This window comes from Tabrizicola sp. T46 (assembly GCF_057219895.1).
The window spans coordinates 22,286-38,034 of sequence record NZ_JBXVVV010000007.1 but is presented as its reverse complement, the minus strand read 5'-3'; the positions used below and the strand labels follow the sequence as shown (position 1 = coordinate 38,034).

Below are 15,749 nucleotides of genomic sequence, written 5' to 3'. Positions count from 1 at the left end.
CCTCTCGTTGCAGCTTGGGCTGCTTGCATAGAGAGGTACTTAAATGGTCACGAGAATGGTCACGAAACCTGTGCTGCTTGCGGCGCTTGGCTTCGCCTCGCTTGGGGTGACAGCGGCGCATGCGGCCACTTGCAACACCGGCCCGCTGCAGGACTGCTTCGTCTCTGCAGACGGGCTTGAAGAGACCGAGGCGATCGGGAAGATCGACTTCCTGACCGGTGGAACCGGCACCTTCACCGGCAACCCCGACTTTCCGTCGGTGACCGGGGAGGAATTCGACCTGACCGGCCTGATCCTCGATGACGACAACGAGGTGCTCGGGGGGACGGTCACCTACACGCTGGGCGAGCTTGACCCGGGAATGACTGCCTTCTCCACCAAGCGCGGGCAGTTGGAAGAGCTGTTCTATGGCAGCGACTGGATCAGCTATGTCGACGGGGTCTTCACCTTCAACCTCGGAGACGCGGGGCAGGCGGTGTCGAACTTCGTCATCTACGACAACTTCGTCGCCCCGATTCCCCTGCCGGCGGCCGGATGGCTCATGTTGGCCGGTCTGGGCCTCCTTGGGCTGCGGAAGCGGATCGGTCGCAAGGCGCTCGCCTGATCGACCCGGCAGATGCGCTACGGAAAGGGCGATCTGCCGATCGCCCTTTTCCTGTTGGCGCACGGACTATCGAAACGGACCCTGCCGAAATGAAGCCGAATGCGATAGCTAATGACAGGTCAAGGATAGGTGGCGGAGAGGGTGGCCGCCATTTTGGCCCCACTTCCCGTTGCACCCCGTGGCGACGAGGCGAAGAAATTCCAATGAAATGCCGATAGTTGACCTGAGGGGTGTTTGAACCCGTCGCAAGCCGTGATATCCTGTCACCATGATTTTGATGGGTAGGTGAACGGGAATGCCAAAAGTAGCCGCAGAACTTGGCCCACTGGACGTAAAGCGCCTTGCCCATCCCGGCGGCGCTGGCAATGCCATGGTGCCGGTCGGGGGTGTTGCTGGGCTGTATCTGCAACTCACGCCCAAGGGTGGGCGGTCCTGGATACTGCGAATGCTGGTCGGTGGCCGCCGCCGCGACATTGGCCTTGGCGGCTTCCCGACTGTGACCCTCGCCCAAGCGCGCGACAAGGCCAGAGAAGCACGCGACAAGATCGAGCGCGGTATTGATCCGGTTGAGGAGCGGAAAGCCGCCAAGGTCCGGCTGATCGAAGCCCGGCGTAAGGGGATGCTCTTTAGCGAAGCTGTGGACAAGGCGCTGGCTGCCAAGCTGGACGGCTTCCGAAATGAAAAACACCGCGCCCAATGGCGCAGCACCTTGGACAGATACGCCATGCCTGAAATCGGCGCGCTTCCAGTCGGGGCGGTGGATACCGCCGCTGTGCTGCGCTGCCTGCAGCCGATCTGGGTGACTAAGACCGAAACCGCGTCACGCCTTCGCGGGAGGATTGAAGCTGTCCTAAGCTGGGCCACGGTCGCAGGGCATCGGACCGGCGATAACCCGGCGCGTTGGGTTGGCAACCTCAAGGAACTGCTGCCTGCCCCATCGAAGGTGGCAGTTGAAGGCAACCACCCGGCGCTGCAACTGGATGACGCAACCGCATGGCTAGCAGACCTTCGCAAGCGCGAAGGGTTCCCGGCGAGGGCCTTGGAGTTTCTGGCCCTGACCGCCGCCCGATCTGGCGAAATCCGGGGCGCAACCTGGGATGAGATCGACCTGGAACGCGCCCTTTGGATTGTTCCGGCACACCGCATGAAGATGCAAAGAGAGCATCGGGTGCCACTGACTGCAGACGCGTTGGCCCTGTTAAAGGCCCTGCCGAAGATGGACGGCACTTCGCTCATTTTCCCCGGCGCGCGAGGCGGCCAGCTTTCTGACATGGCCCTCTCAATGCTGATGAAGCGCCAGCACGTAGCGGCGCTGGCGGCGGGTCGTCCGGGCTATGTGGACCGTGTAAGCAAGCGTCCCGCTGTCCCTCACGGGCTGCGCAGCACCTTTCGGGACTGGGTGGCCGAGCGGACGCAATACCCTGGCGACATGGCTGAGGTTGCCCTTGCCCACCGGATCAGCAGTGCGGTGGAGGCGGCGTATCGACGTGGCGATATGATCGAGAAGCGGAGGAGCATGATGGCGGCATGGGCGGGCTTCCTAGAGGGCGACGATGCCAAGACAGCAAGCATCGTTAGACTTAAGGGATGAAGATGATAAGCTTCGAAAACGTCCGCAGTCTGTTGATCCGCTACGCCGAAGTAGATCAAGAAACCGCAGACGAAAGAACTCTTCTGAGAGTAAAGCGCTTCTCTTTGGCGATCTTTTCCGCCGGCCTACACAAGGATTCTCATGATTACCGGCCTGATGAACTGGAGGCTGACCTCGAAGCGATCCGAAAACAGATCAGAGAACTTGTAAAGGTGATCTCGCAGCTTAACCCTTGGGCAGCAGAGGCTGCCCGAAGGGAAGCCGAACGAGCAAGACTTCTAGCGACCGGGGTGCCTGAAGACCTTTTGAGAATACAGATGTTATGGCACGAAGCACCAGTGACTGAATGGATCGATCAGAAGGCAATCTCGTCACTGAAAGAACTTCTCGCTGCTTTGAATGCGCCGATCGAAGACCTTGTTCGCCGGGGCAGTTCACTTCCATCAGGCAGAGGAAGAAAACCCGATCTGGTGGCACGGAAGATCGCATACCTGGCTGGTTGGGCCCTGTATGCGATAAGCGACAAAAAGCCACGCTATCGGAAAGAGGGCAGCAAGTTCGCGAGGTTCTGCGAGGCGCTGTTCCTCGAGTTTTCCTTAAAGACAGACACTCGCAGAGCTTGCGAGTGGGCTCTGTCAGAATTGGCGAAAGACGGCAAAATTTGACACTTAGACAGGCTAACTAAGACAGAGCATTTTGCGTCTCGTCGAAGCCTGCCGAGGGACGCCGAAACGCGCATCCCGGAGCGAACGCCGAAGGAATGCAAGCAAATGCCGAAAATCGCGAAGACTGATGGCCGCCCGGCCTATGCGACCGACGCTATTCTCGCAGCCCACTTCGGGGTGAACCGCGCCACGATTTGGGGATGGGTGAGCCGGAACGGTTTTCCCGCCCCCGTAAAGCTGTCGCCCCAGATGACCCGCTGGAAGTGGTCCGACGTGGAGGCATGGGAAGCTTCCCAAGCGTCTGCTGGAAGCGCTGCCTAACAGAAAACCCGCCGGGGACCATCCGGCGGGTCATTCTTTTCTGCGGGCCCTGTAGGATCGCAGCGAAGACAGCCCGCGCTGCCCTGGCCTGCAACTTGAGGCCACCTGATGCAGAAAACCGAGTCAAGCGACGTCAGTCTCACGGCCAAGCATCGGTCTGGCACGGTGACGATCGCCGGTCGTGTGCGCAAGGCACTGTGTGGCCGGATCGAGGCGAGGCAAAGGGGTGCTATCTCAGTCACGAGCGCGACGCCTAACTGGGCTGCCCTCGCCTACATTTTGCGCCGCACCGAGGTATCCGATGAAACCCTTGTGCTCTTGCACATCGTAGCCTTCACTGGGGCCCTTTCCCATCGCGTATCGTTGGATCTGATGGAGCGGTTGGCATGATTGCAACCAGCATAAACTCCTCCGCTCGGACCATTACGTTAGGCCTTGGAGGTGAATGGCGAGGCAGCTATGGCACCGCCCCGTGCCCGGTCTGCCAACCCGAAGGTCGCGCAGATCAGCGTGCACTTTCGCTTCGGACCGACGGAGCTCGGCTGTTGACCTTCTGCCATAAGACTGGCTGCGATTTTCGTGACGTGCTGCGGGCTGTGGGCCTCAATACGGAGGGCGGCGGAGTCGACCTTTGGCGGGCACAGGTCAGTGAGGCCCGGCGCCATGACAACATGGAAGAACAGCGCGCCAAAGCCCGCAGGCTTTGGGAGGTCGGCCAACCGATCAGCGGAACCAAAGGCGAGGCATACTTGCGGGGCCGAGGCATCACCTGTCCTTTGCCTCCGTCACTGCGGTGGGTGGACGATGCCTACCACGGTCCGAGCGCGCGGTGGGTTTCCGCGATGGTCGCCGATGTATCGACCGGGGGAGTGCATCGCACCTTCTTCGAAAAGGACGGCGCGCGGGTCGACCGCAACGCCAAGATGATGCAGGGGCCCTGTTCTGGGGGCGCCGTGACCCTGTCAGAGGCATCGGGGCCGCTTGTGGTGTGCGAAGGGATTGAAACCGGCTTGAGCCTCCTCAGCGGCCTTCTGAGCGAGCCTGCCGTGGTTTTGGCGGCCCTGTCCACCTCTGGCATTCGTGCGCTTTCCCTACCGACCCAGCCCGGGCGGCTGATCGTAGCCGCGGATGGGGATGTGCCGGGGATCGAGGCCGCAAAGGCTCTCGGCGACCGCGCCAATTGTTTGGGGTGGGAAGTGGTTATCTGGCCAGCACCCGACGGAAAAGATTGGAATGACGTGCTAAAGGCAAGGGGGGCAGAATGACGCGCCCGGCCGCAGTCCACCAGTTTCCGAAGACCTTGCTGGAACTCGTTAAAGGCAGCAACGGTCGCCAAAAATGGTGCGCCGAGAACGCCTGCCTGATAATGGAGCATGATCCGGATTGGGCCGGCGTCTTTGCTCATGACGAGTTCTCATTGCAGGACTTGGTCCTCCGCCCAATCCCCGGCTCCAGTGCCCCGCGGTCGACCTTCCGCCCACGTGAGTTGCGGGAAACGGACGTGACTGCAGCCATTCGATGGTTCAACCGAAACGGATTTCCTGACGCGACTAAGAACGTGATGCAGGACGCCATTCAGGTGGTTGCCCGACAGAAGATCATTTCCCCGGTAAAGGACTACTTGGAGGGTATTCGGTGGGACGGGAGGCCTCGGATCGATAACTGGCTGCAGACCTACTGCCAGGCTTCTGATGACTGGCTGATTAGGATTTTTGGCCGTAAGTGGCTAATCGCCGCAGTAGCGCGCGCCGATCAACCCGGGTGCAAGGCTGACAATGCCCTTGTCTTGGAAGGCGCACAAGGTGCGGGCAAATCTTCGGCTCTCAAGGCGCTGGCGGGCGAGGAATGGTTTTTCGATGGGCTACGCGATCTGCATAGCAAGGACGCCAGCGCAGGGCTTCGGGGAAAGTGGATCATTGAGCTTCCCGAGCTGTCCGCCATTCGCCGGTCAGACGCGGAAGCGGTTAAAGCCTTTCTGAGCCGCACAGAAGAACGCTACCGGCCCGCCTATGGCAAGTTTGAGGTTGTAGAGCCGCGTCGTTGCGTTTTCGCCGGGACAACCAACCGGAGCGACTACTTGGCCGATGACACAGGTGGGCGGCGCTTCTGGCCCGTGCGGGTCGGCGAGGTGGACGTCGCCGGATTGAACCGAGACCGCGATCAGATTTGGGCCGAGGCTGTGGCCGCCTATAAGGCCGGGGAGCATTGGTGGCTGGACGCGGATCACGAAGCGGAAGCGGCGGCAGTAGTGGCCGAGAGACAGGCAGAGGACGCTTGGTCCGGCAAGGTTCTGGCCGCCGTCGCCGGTTTGCGTGAAGTCAGCACTGCACAGGTTTTCGAGCTTCTGAGTGTGCCCTTTGAGCGGCAGGGCCGCGCCGAATCCATGCGGATTGGTGGCATCCTCACCCGCGCCGGGTGGGGCAAGGGCGGCAAATTCAAGAGCGGACCCTACAAGGACACGACGCGATACACCGCGCCAGCGACGGGGGGCGTGGCATGACCCTGCACCCTAAGTTGCAAGCGCGGAACCTCTCCGATAGCGGGCGGAACCTCACAGCGGAATGCCGTTTGAAATACCTTGGAAAAATCGACCTTGCGGAACCTGCGGAACCTTTTTCCACACACTTCATCGAAACTGATAAGCATATGAATAAGATAGGAAAATCAGTTATGGGTAGGTTCCGCTGGTTCCGCTGGAATGCGTTCCAACAGAGTGTGTGGGCAAAGGTTCCGCTGGTTCCGCTACTCCACTGCAGAATGCTGGAGAAGGGCTGTCGCGCATGATCTCGGATTGCAACCAAGTCCGCGCCGTGGAGCAGTGGAGATCAAGCGCTAGAGTTGATCGCCATGGAGCATTCGTTCGCCATTTTCTTATCCACGGCAACGCTTCCCGTGCCTATCGCGAAGCGGGATACAAGGATGGCCCTGGCACCAGGCAGAGCGCTCATCGTCTGCTGACATCCGCTGACATTCAGGCCCGCATCCTCGTGGAACGGCAGAAGCTCTTGGCTGCCCTTGACGTGCAGGTCGAGGATGTTGTGCGCCGTTTTCGCGACATCGCTTTCGCGGATTTAACCGATATCGTCGGCGTGCATTTCGGCGCCTGCCGCTTCTGTCACGGCATAGGGCACGCCTACCAGTGGCGAACACCTGAGGAGTTTAGGGCCTTCCCCATAAAGGCAAATCCTCAGTCAGATCCGGTTACACACCCAGAAGGCGGATACGGATATGACGACAGCCTGGCGCCCAACCCGGACTGTCCGATATGTGACGGCGATGGGCTCCCAAAGGTCAAGCTCAAGGATACTCGCCTGTTCACGAATAGCGAGCGAGCGGTTTTTGCGGGCATTGAGGAAACCCGAAATGGAATCGGTTACCGATTCAACGACCAGCTGTCTGCGCTGAAGGAACTCGCCAAGCGCCTCGGGTTCTACGGTCCGGCTTACGCACGAGAGTCCGATGTCATCGGAGGTCGCTTTAGAGAGATGCAAGATCGGGGCGAGATTCAGCGGATGCCGCTTCGCTGTGACCCGTGACCGTATTCAAATTCCTAGTTTCGTGAGTAACCGGAAGTCGCCTTCGGCCTTTAGGGATCATTCAACATGAACAGCCGTCGTCCCACAGCGAACTTAAGGCAAGCCGTTCTGAATTGCCGAGAGGAACGGGCCAACCGAGACCTTACCCGACAACTGCAGAGGGCCCTTCGCCTCTGACTGGTTTGGTCTAGCACTTCGAGCTTGATTGCAGCTAGAGTTACTGTGCTGCTGGACGACGGAGGCGGGGACAGGCGTGGCGAACAAGGAGGCAACCGCCCGGATCAAGATAAATCGTCTACTCGCTGACGCCGGTTGGCGTTTCTTCGATGATGCAAGCGGCCCAGCGAACATAGTTCTCGAACCCAACGTAAAGATATCTAGTAGTGATCTTGATGCACTTGGCCCAAACCTCGAAAACGCGAGTAACGGATACGTCGACTTCCTCCTGCTCGATGGAAATGGCAAGCCGCTGATCGTTCTGGAAGCCAAGTCAGAAGACAAGAACCCGCTTTCTGCGAAGGAACAGGCGCGGAAGTATGCCCGGTCGCAGAACGCCCGCTTCGTGATCCTCAGCAACGGGAACATCCACTTCCTGTGGGACCTGGAACAGGGTAGCCCGACGGTCATCTCGAAGTTTCCCAGCCCGACCGTGATCGGCAACCACTACCATTTCGAACCCAATGCGGCCCGGCTGGCTGGCGAACCGGTCGGTCTCGATTTCATCGCGCTCACACAGATGCCGGGCTATGCCGAGGAAGCCGCGTGGCGAAGCGAGGCAGAACGACCGTCCTTCGTCGAGAAAAACAAGCTGCGGTTTCTGCGCAGATATCAGCAGCGGGCTATCGAACGGGTGCAGGAGGAAGCAAAGAAAGGCGCGACCCGGTTTCTTTTCGAGATGGCGACGGGCACCGGCAAGACGCTCACATCAGCAGCGATCATCAAGCTCTTCCTCAAGACCCGGAACTCAAAGCGAGTGCTGTTTCTGGTGGATCGGCTAGAGCTGGAGGTTCAGGCCGACAAGGCGTTCAAGACACTGCTCAAGAACGACTTCACCTCGGTGATCTACAAGGAACAGCGAGACGACTGGCGAAAGGCCGATATCGTTGTCACGACCGTTCAATCCCTGCTGTTCAACGACAAGTATCGTCGCCTCTTCAACCCGACCGACTTCGACCTTGTGATCTCGGACGAAGCGCACCGCTCGATAGGTGGCAATGCGCGCGCCGTTTTCGAATACTTCATCGGCTACAAGCTGGGGCTGACCGCGACCCCGAAGGACTACCTCAAGACGTCAGGCGGCGGAGCCGGCAGTCGCGACCCGCGCGAGGCAGAGCGCCGCATGATGCTCGACACCTATCGGACATTCGGCTGCGAAAGCGGCGATCCGACGTTTCGGTATTCGCTGATCGACGGGGTGAACGACGGCTTCCTGATCAACCCCTATGTCGTGGACGCGAGAACAGGCATCACCACACAGCTTCTGTCAGATGAAGGTTTTGTGGTCGAGACAACCGACGAGGACGGCAACGAGGCCAAGGAGGCCTTTGCAGGCCGCGACTTCGAAAGGCGCTTCTTCGCGGAAACAACCAACCAAACCTTCTGCAAGACCCTGTTGCAGCACGGCCTTCGTGACCCGATTTCGAACGAGTTCGGCAAGACCATCGCTTTCGCCGTCAGCCAGAACCATGCGGCCAAGATCACGCAAATCCTGAACGAGATGGCGGATCAGCTTTGGCCCGGCCACTACAATTCCGATTTCGCGATGCAGGTCACGAGCCAGGTGGATGATGCGCAGCGGATGACCATCAACTTCGCGAACAACAACCTCAGCGGCCACAGTTCCTTCTTGCCCGACTACCGGACCAGTAAGGCGCGCGTCTGCGTCACGGTCGGCATGATGACCACGGGCTACGACTGCCCGGACCTTTTGAACGTCGCCCTCATGCGGCCGATCTTCTCGCCATCGGATTTCGTCCAGATCAAGGGCCGGGGCACCCGCAAGCACAACTTCACCGAAGAGATGTTCGACCCCATCCGCAGGGCCGACTTGGGCAAGGTCGAGAAGTCGGTCTTCCGCCTGTTCGACTTCTTCGCCAACTGCGAGTTCTTCGAAGAGAAGTTCCGTTATGACGAGGAACTGAAGCTGCCGAAGGCTTCGCCCATGCCCCTCAATGTGGACGGCGACGGGTCCGACGTCGGCGGGCCTGCGACCCGCTCCACCTATGAGCATTTCGATCCCGATGAAGTCGTTTCGCAGGTCGAACAGCAGATCGGCCTCGACGGCATGCGCATCGACCGCGAACTCTTCCGCAAGTTCGAGGATCAAGCCCGCTCGGACAAGACGCTTGCGGCCCTTGTCGAGCAACAGAACTGGGAAGGCGCGACCCGCCATGTGATGCAGGAAATGTTCGACAAACCGAACGAGTTCTACAGCCTCGAAAAGCTGCGCAAGGCAGCAGGCGTTGATCGCCGGATCACGGTGCGCGAACTGGTCGAAAAGGCATTCGGCTTCATCCCCGGCTTCAAGAGCAAGGCCGAACTGATCGAGGAAGAGTTCCAGAAGTTCCTTGCCGACCAGAAACCCGAAGAGGCCGACCGCATCCGTGAAATGCGCTACTTCTTCGAAGCCTACATCCGCGACGCCCATGTCCGCGCCAAGATCGACGCGGGCCATTTTGCCGACCTGAACGTAAACCCAAGCTTCACCATGGGCCACCTCAAGGAGGTGCCCGCCTCCTGGCGCAAGCGCATCCCCGAATACATCAAGGACTATGTGTCCCTGAACCCCTTCCTCTGACGAAAGACCCCCATGCTCGACACTGACACCAAGCGCCGCATCGACACCTGCCGGGACATCCTTGTCGGCAAGGTGCCCGATCCGAAAAGCCAGGTCGAACAGATCACCATCGCGCTGATCTACAAATTCATGGACGACATGGACCTTCAGTCCGAAGAGTTCGGCGGGGAACGGAAGTTCTTCACCAAGGACTACGAACGCTATCGCTGGGCCAAGCTGGTCGCCCCCGGCGTAAGCGGGCAGGACATGCTCAACACCTACTCCGAAGCCCTGACCAAGATGGTCGAGAACGACGGTCTTCCACCGCTCTTCCGCCAGATCTTCCGCAACGCCTATCTGCCCTATCGCGACCCCGAAACCCTTCGCGCCTTCCTGCGTGAGATCAACAGCTTCACCTATGACCACAGCGAAAAGCTGGGCGACGCCTTCGAATACCTTCTATCGGTTTTGGGCAGCCAGGGCGACGCAGGCCAGTTCCGCACTCCCCGGCACATCATCGACTTCATGGTCGAGATCATCAACCCACAGAAGCACGAGGTCATCCTTGATCCGGCCTGCGGCACGGCGGGCTTCCTGATTTCGGCCTACAAGCACATCCTGAAACAGAACACGTCCGACGCGACGAACAGCAACGGCATGGTCGAGGGGCAGGATGCAGCCGAACAGGCGCTGGAAAGCCCGCTGCGCTTTTCCGGGGATCGCCTGACCGCCGACGATCGTGCCCGGCTGGCCCGAAACATCAAGGGCTATGACATTTCGCCTGACATGGTGCGCCTGTCGCTGGTGAACCTCTACCTGCACGGCTTTGCCGACCCGAAGGTCGAGGAATACGACACACTCACATCCGAGGACAATTGGTCAGAGATGGCCGACGTCATCCTCGCCAACCCGCCCTTCATGTCACCGAAAGGCGGGATCAAGCCGCACACCCGCTTTCAGGTTCAGTCGAAACGCAGCGAAGTGCTGTTCGTGGACTACATGGCCGAACATCTGTCGCCGAACGGACGCGCCGCCATCGTCGTGCCAGAAGGCATCATCTTCCAAAGCCAGGGAGCCTATGTCGCCCTGCGCAAGATGCTGGTGGACAACCACCTTGCCGCCGTGATCTCGCTGCCCGCAGGCGTGTTCAACCCCTATTCCGGGGTGAAGACCTCGATCCTGATCCTTGACCGCGCGGTGGCCAAGGCCAGCCAGCATGTCGCCTTTTTCAAGATCGAAAATGACGGCTTCGCCCTTGGTGCACAGCGCAAGGCGGTGAAAGGTTCGCAACTTGCACAAGTGAAGGCAGAGCTTGCGGCTTGGTTGCAGGCCGCACGGGCGGGCGATGGTGAGGTGCTGGAAAGCAGCCTTGGCAGCCAGGTGGAGCGTTCCCGGCTGGCCGAGGGAGGGGACTATAACCTGAGCGCCGAACGCTACGCGGCAACAATAGCCCGCGCAGCGTCGTGGGATTACCGGGCCATTGGCGATATCTGCACCAAGGTTGGTGAGAGCGTGTTGCCCGAAACCTTGAAGGGGCCAGTCGAATACATCGGCCTAGAGAATATCGTCTCACACCTTGGCAGCATTGCTGGTCAAACCACCTACGCTGATCCAAGCGAAATCAAGAGCTTGAAGACGGTCTTCATGTCCGGGGACATTCTTTATGGTAAACTGCGTCCGAACTTGAACAAAGTCTGGCGGGCTGATCGAGATGGTATCTGTTCAACGGACATCTTCGCCCTGCGCGCGGATCGTGAAGCGGTGGACCCTGTTTTCCTCGCGGCGATGCTACGCAGCGGTCCGTTCAATGAAAAGGTTATGGAACAACTACGCGGGGCGCAGCTACCCCGAGTGGGCTGGGGCGACTTTTCCGCTATCGAAATCCCCCTCCCGCCGCTTGAGGTGCAGCGCGAGATTGTGGCCGAGGTCGAGGGCTACCAGCGCGTCATCGACGGGGCCCGCGGCGTCCTCGACAACTACCGCCCCCACATTCCGGTTGATCCAGAATGGCAAGCCGACGAGTTGCAGAACCTTGTGGACACGGTGACACCGCCGCTCAAGCTGCAAACCACGGAATACGGAAAGACGGGTGAAATCCCGATTATCGACCAGTCTCAGGACTACATCGCCGGATGGACGAACCAAGCTGCTGCCTCGATTGATCCGCAAGCCGGCCTTGTCATATTCGGGGACCACACCTGCGCGGTGAAGTTCGTTGATCGCCCCTTCGCGCAAGGGGCCGATGGCATAAAGATACTTCGAACCCGCCAGGGTCTCTTGCCAAAGTATCTGGCGCTTTACCTGCAAGTCTACCCGCTGGCGCAAGACGGGTATCGTCGCCATTTCTCGAAGCTGAAAGAATATCCGATCAAGTTCCCGGAGGCGGATGTGCAACAGGCCATCGTTGCGGAAATCGAAGCAGAGCAAGTCCTCGTCAACGGCAACCGCGACCTGATCGCCCGCTTCGAGAAAAAGATCGACGCCGCCATCGCTCGCGTCTGGGGCGAGGCGCACGGCGAGGAAGCGGCATGATCCCGCAACGCTTCGCCACCGAATACCCCGAGCGTTGCCTGCAACTGCTGGACGCCTTCGAACCCATCGCCCAGGATCGCGACCTTTATGGCACCTTCTCGATTATGCTGGCCTCTTCCATCCTTCTTGTGCCATGGGAGCGCGCCAACAACCGGCACCCCCTGCGGCAGGAACACGGCGGCGGTCTTCAAGCGGCACTCAAGACAATGGAAAGGCGCAAGTGGCTAGGGGCCGACTTCTGGAAAGGCACAGGCCCCGGCGAGTGGCGGTTCTCGCGGATCATGGGCGACCCGAACAATGTCCTTGAATGGATGGATGAAAACGGCGAGCGGTCCTTTGCGCGTGATGCCAACACAATCCAGCGACGGACTGTTGGCGAGGTCTTCCCCGTCCTGCGAAATGCCCTTGCCCACGGAAATATCATCTATCTGGACGAACGGGGGCTTGAAACGGAAGGCGCTCGTGTTCAGCACATCGCCTTCTTGTCGCGCTACGAAGAGAGCCAAGCCCAGCGGGACGTCACTGAGACCTATCGTCTAGTAACCGTGCGCGAGACCGACTTTCTGCCATTTGTTCGGGCCTGGGCGCGTTGGGTTGTGGCCCATCATCAGCATGACCGCGAGTTGAGGGTCGCCTAATGGATGAAGCCTCCGAGCTTGGCACCTACCTGCCGCAGTCCTTCGCGAACGCCAGCGAACAGGCCTATCTAGATTTCCTCTGGTCGGCCTTCAAGACCAACTACGACACCGGGCGCTATGAGTTTGCGAGCCTTGCCTTTCATCTTCTCTACATGAGCTTCGTCAGCTTTTCAATTTGGCAGATTAGACTAGCGCGGCCCGAACAGTTCTCCATGGCGATGGTTGGCTTTCGTAACGAGGACGAAGGCGACCTGATGGCCTGCGAAAGTCCGTTCAAGTTCTATGACCGGCTGAAAGAAAGCCAGATCTTCCGCTTCCTCAAACTGATCGGCTGCACCAACGCACAGGTTGGAGAGTTCGCCAAGTTCGTGAAACGTCGCAACAAGATCGCCCATCCGACTGGGACAGTTTTCTTCAACGATCAAGCCTCGATTGACGTTGAAATCAGCGAAATGATGAAAGAAGTGCGCAACATTGAGATGCACATGCAGCCCGTAATCCTGGAGCTATACGTCGCCTTTCTGAACAGCGACAGCTCCGACCCTGACCTGCGTCAATACCCCGACTATGTCGATGAAGTCCGGGCGAACCTTGTGCACGCTGACTATCTTTCAGTGGCTGACATCGCGTATTGCCGGGGCTTCCCAATTCATACGCTAGCCGACCAGCCAAAGTTCGAAGAGATGCACTTGCTTCATTCAGCTCTGCTCTCCGCCTATCCTGACGACCTGGAGGAAGCCGCATGACATCGCCAGGACCCGTCATGCACAAAGAGTGGAACCGGACGTCCCGATCGGGGCAGACCTTGAGCTAGGCGAAAAGCTTGGTTCATTCTTCCGTCTATCATAGCCGAAAATGTCTGCCCGTTTCATCGCACTGCCGGAACAACAGGGCAGATCTGCAAAAGAGGCTTCGACATGACAACCTGCTATAAATGTGGAGGAGAGATCGAGTTCAGATACGTCGACGGTATTCTGCGTCCAATTCATATCGATGGCAGGTTTTGCGAAGGGGGCAGATCATCTGAACAAAGGCCAAAACGTGGGTGGGATAGCGACAGTTACCTCAATCCCAATGCCACATGCCCCGTCTGCGGTGAGCAAGTCTATTTCTATCAGAGTCCGTATGGTGGACGCGTATTCTTTGATGATGTCGGTTGGCCATGGCCTAAACACAAATGCACCGACAATCGTGCCCGAACAGTATCGTCTGCCTCACCGAGGCTCGGGCGCCCGCGGATATTCCGAGATAAATCTGGTGTGCGGCTTAAGGTTTACGATCTTGATGACATCGAGGATCGGGGTGATGCATATATCATTGTGCTTAGAAATCAGACCAACGGCTTTCGCGTTCGTCTAATGGCGAAAAAGTCATGGCTCTCAAGAAGCAATGTTCGTTTGGCTGATTTCCAAGATGCTCCAAGCATTATCGTGCATGAGTTCGAGCTTGGTGTCACCCACATCAGGCTTGATTTCGTTTGTGCTCGACTGGGCAAGATTCTCCGCATGAAGTTGCGCGTGGCCCACTGATTGCTGCCCGCGACCTTCCGGCATACGCAGTCATTGTCCGTTCACAGCAGCTTCAGCTCAGCATGCGAGCGAAACAGTCCGGGACGGCAGGGCAAGGCCAACATGCCAGTGACGCGTCGAACAGATAAACCCATTTCGCGCAGGCTTGTTATGCAATCTTGCGTTTTGAAGCGACACAGAGACCACGAGGAACAGAAGTTGATGGGTCTTTTGATGGGCAAACATAAAGAAGCCCCACATTTCTGTTTGAAATCAAGGGCGTGTGGCGGAGAGGGTGGGATTCGAACCCACGGTGGGCGCAAACCCACAACGGTTTTCGAGACCGCCCCGATCGACCACTCCGGCACCTCTCCGCGCTTTGGGGGTCGTCTATGTGGCGGGGTGGATAGCCGGGCAGCGACCGATGCGCAAGGGGCAATCCGCCGCGCGTTCACAGGCTGTTGCGACCCGGTCGGCTTGGCAATCGCGGGCAGAGGGACTACCTCTTCGCGGACCGGCCTCGCTGGGCCGCATTCAAGAAGGACCACGCGATGTCATTGTCACGCCTTGCCCTCGTGGCGCTTCTTGCCCTGGCACCTCCTGCCGCCGCGCAGACGACGGCTGAACCCGCCGCACCCTCAGCCGCGATCGCGGACCTGGGCGAGGTGATGCAGCTTGACGCGCTCTTCGAGGTCCTGCGCGAAGAGGGCCTCAGCTACGGTGCGGAGCTTGAGGCCGACATGTTCCCCTCGGGCGGCGGGCCGGGCTGGCAAAGCGCGATTGCCGAGATCTATGACATCGACCGCCTGCGTGCCGGGTTCGACCGAGCGCTTCAGGACGGCCTTGCCGCCCACCCGGATGCCATTGCCGAGATCACCACCTTCTTCGCCTCCGACCTCGGCAGCCGTATCCTGACGCTGGAGATCGAGGCCCGCCGCGCCTTCCTTGACGAAGCGTCGGAAGACGCCGCCCGTGTGGCAGCGGACCGGCGGCGTGCCGACCGTGAGCCAAGGGCCGGCCAGATCGACCGCTTCATCGTGGCCAGCGACCTTCTCGAACAGAACGTGGCCGGGGCGCTGACGGGCAATCTCGCCTTCATGAACGGCATGAACGAAACCGGGATCTACGGCAGGACGCTGCCGCAGGATGAGGTGATGGCGCAGGTCTGGGGGCAGGAGGCGCAGATCCGCAGCGATACCGAAAGCTGGCTCCATGCCTACCTTGGCCTCGCCTATGCGCCGCTGACCGACGCCGAACTTGACGCCTACATCGCCTTCTGGGAGACCCCCGCCGGACAGCGGCTGAACACCGCGCTTTTCGCGGCCTTCGATCAGGTCTTCACCGGCGTGTCCGAAGACCTTGGCCGCGCCGCGGGCGAGGCGATGCAGGGGCAGGACATCTGACCCGCCGAGACTGGCCAGGACCCCCCAAGGCCGCTTGACAGCGCCGCCGCTTCGCCGCATAAGCCCGCATCCCGGCGTGGGGCGACTCGCGCCGGGACCCTATTTTCATGACGCCCGCAAGGGCGCGCTGTCCGAGGCGGAGGCAACTCCCCGAACGCCCCGAAAGGGGGGCCAC

The 15,749-nt window shown here is 59.6% G+C and carries 13 protein-coding genes and 1 tRNA gene; 13 read left to right on the top strand and 1 reads right to left on the bottom strand.

From position 1 onward, the window contains the following. Window positions 1-55: 55 nt before the first annotated feature. From AC2D9V_RS17725 to AC2D9V_RS17670, 12 genes are all read left to right on the top strand, one after another. Entirely contained in the window at window positions 56-604 is a 549-nt protein-coding gene (locus AC2D9V_RS17725) for a hypothetical protein (protein ID WP_484715420.1), read from the top strand. 295 nt (window positions 605-899) lie between these two features. Continuing rightward, the gene (locus tag AC2D9V_RS17720; RefSeq protein ID WP_484715419.1) at window positions 900-2,195 is read left to right on the top strand and encodes a tyrosine-type recombinase/integrase; all 1,296 of its coding nucleotides are present in this window, start codon (window positions 900-902) and stop codon (window positions 2,193-2,195) included. Window positions 2,196-2,197: 2 nt separating this feature from the next. Beyond that, the gene (locus AC2D9V_RS17715; RefSeq protein ID WP_484715418.1) at window positions 2,198-2,860 is read left to right on the top strand and encodes a hypothetical protein; all 663 of its coding nucleotides are present in this window, start codon (window positions 2,198-2,200) and stop codon (window positions 2,858-2,860) included. 105 nt (window positions 2,861-2,965) lie between these two features. Continuing rightward, window positions 2,966-3,181 carry a helix-turn-helix transcriptional regulator gene (locus AC2D9V_RS17710; protein WP_484715417.1) on the top strand — a complete coding sequence of 72 codons (216 nt, stop codon included), beginning with the start codon at window positions 2,966-2,968 and terminating at the stop codon, window positions 3,179-3,181. A 545-nt stretch (window positions 3,182-3,726) separates the two neighbouring features. After that, on the top strand, window positions 3,727-4,446 hold the full coding sequence (locus AC2D9V_RS17705) for a DUF7146 domain-containing protein (RefSeq protein WP_484715416.1): 720 nt from the start codon (window positions 3,727-3,729) through the stop codon (window positions 4,444-4,446). After that, on the top strand, window positions 4,443-5,681 hold the full coding sequence (locus AC2D9V_RS17700) for a virulence-associated E family protein (protein ID WP_484715415.1): 1,239 nt from the start codon (window positions 4,443-4,445) through the stop codon (window positions 5,679-5,681). Before AC2D9V_RS17705 ends, AC2D9V_RS17700 begins: the two co-directional genes overlap by 4 nt. Before the next feature lie 280 nt (window positions 5,682-5,961). Beyond that, window positions 5,962-6,717: a terminase small subunit gene (locus AC2D9V_RS17695; RefSeq protein WP_484715414.1), complete on the top strand. Its 756-nt coding sequence runs from the start codon at window positions 5,962-5,964 to the stop codon at window positions 6,715-6,717. A gap of 253 nt (window positions 6,718-6,970) precedes the next feature. Further along, a complete protein-coding gene (locus AC2D9V_RS17690) occupies window positions 6,971-9,514 on the top strand; it encodes a DEAD/DEAH box helicase family protein (protein WP_484715413.1) in 2,544 nt (847 codons plus the stop codon). 12 nt (window positions 9,515-9,526) lie between these two features. Further along, window positions 9,527-12,025, top strand: a complete 2,499-nt coding sequence (locus AC2D9V_RS17685; protein ID WP_484715412.1) for an N-6 DNA methylase — start codon at window positions 9,527-9,529, stop codon at window positions 12,023-12,025. Then, window positions 12,022-12,663: a hypothetical protein gene (locus tag AC2D9V_RS17680; protein ID WP_484715411.1), complete on the top strand. Its 642-nt coding sequence runs from the start codon at window positions 12,022-12,024 to the stop codon at window positions 12,661-12,663. The genes AC2D9V_RS17685 and AC2D9V_RS17680 overlap by 4 nt, the downstream gene beginning before the upstream one ends. Continuing rightward, window positions 12,663-13,409: a hypothetical protein gene (locus AC2D9V_RS17675; RefSeq protein ID WP_484715410.1), complete on the top strand. Its 747-nt coding sequence runs from the start codon at window positions 12,663-12,665 to the stop codon at window positions 13,407-13,409. The genes AC2D9V_RS17680 and AC2D9V_RS17675 overlap by 1 nt, the downstream gene beginning before the upstream one ends. A 171-nt stretch (window positions 13,410-13,580) precedes the next feature. After that, complete coding sequence (locus tag AC2D9V_RS17670; RefSeq protein ID WP_484715409.1) at window positions 13,581-14,192, top strand: hypothetical protein; 612 nt, start codon at window positions 13,581-13,583, stop codon at window positions 14,190-14,192. Window positions 14,193-14,455: 263 nt separating this feature from the next. Here AC2D9V_RS17670 and AC2D9V_RS17665 read toward each other — a convergent pair. Further along, window positions 14,456-14,545 (bottom strand) — tRNA-Ser (locus tag AC2D9V_RS17665). Window positions 14,546-14,722: 177 nt separating this feature from the next. Here AC2D9V_RS17665 and AC2D9V_RS17660 point away from each other — a divergent pair. Then, window positions 14,723-15,574, top strand: a complete 852-nt coding sequence (locus tag AC2D9V_RS17660) for a hypothetical protein (RefSeq protein ID WP_484715408.1) — start codon at window positions 14,723-14,725, stop codon at window positions 15,572-15,574. The last annotated feature ends 175 nt before the right edge of the window (window positions 15,575-15,749 follow it).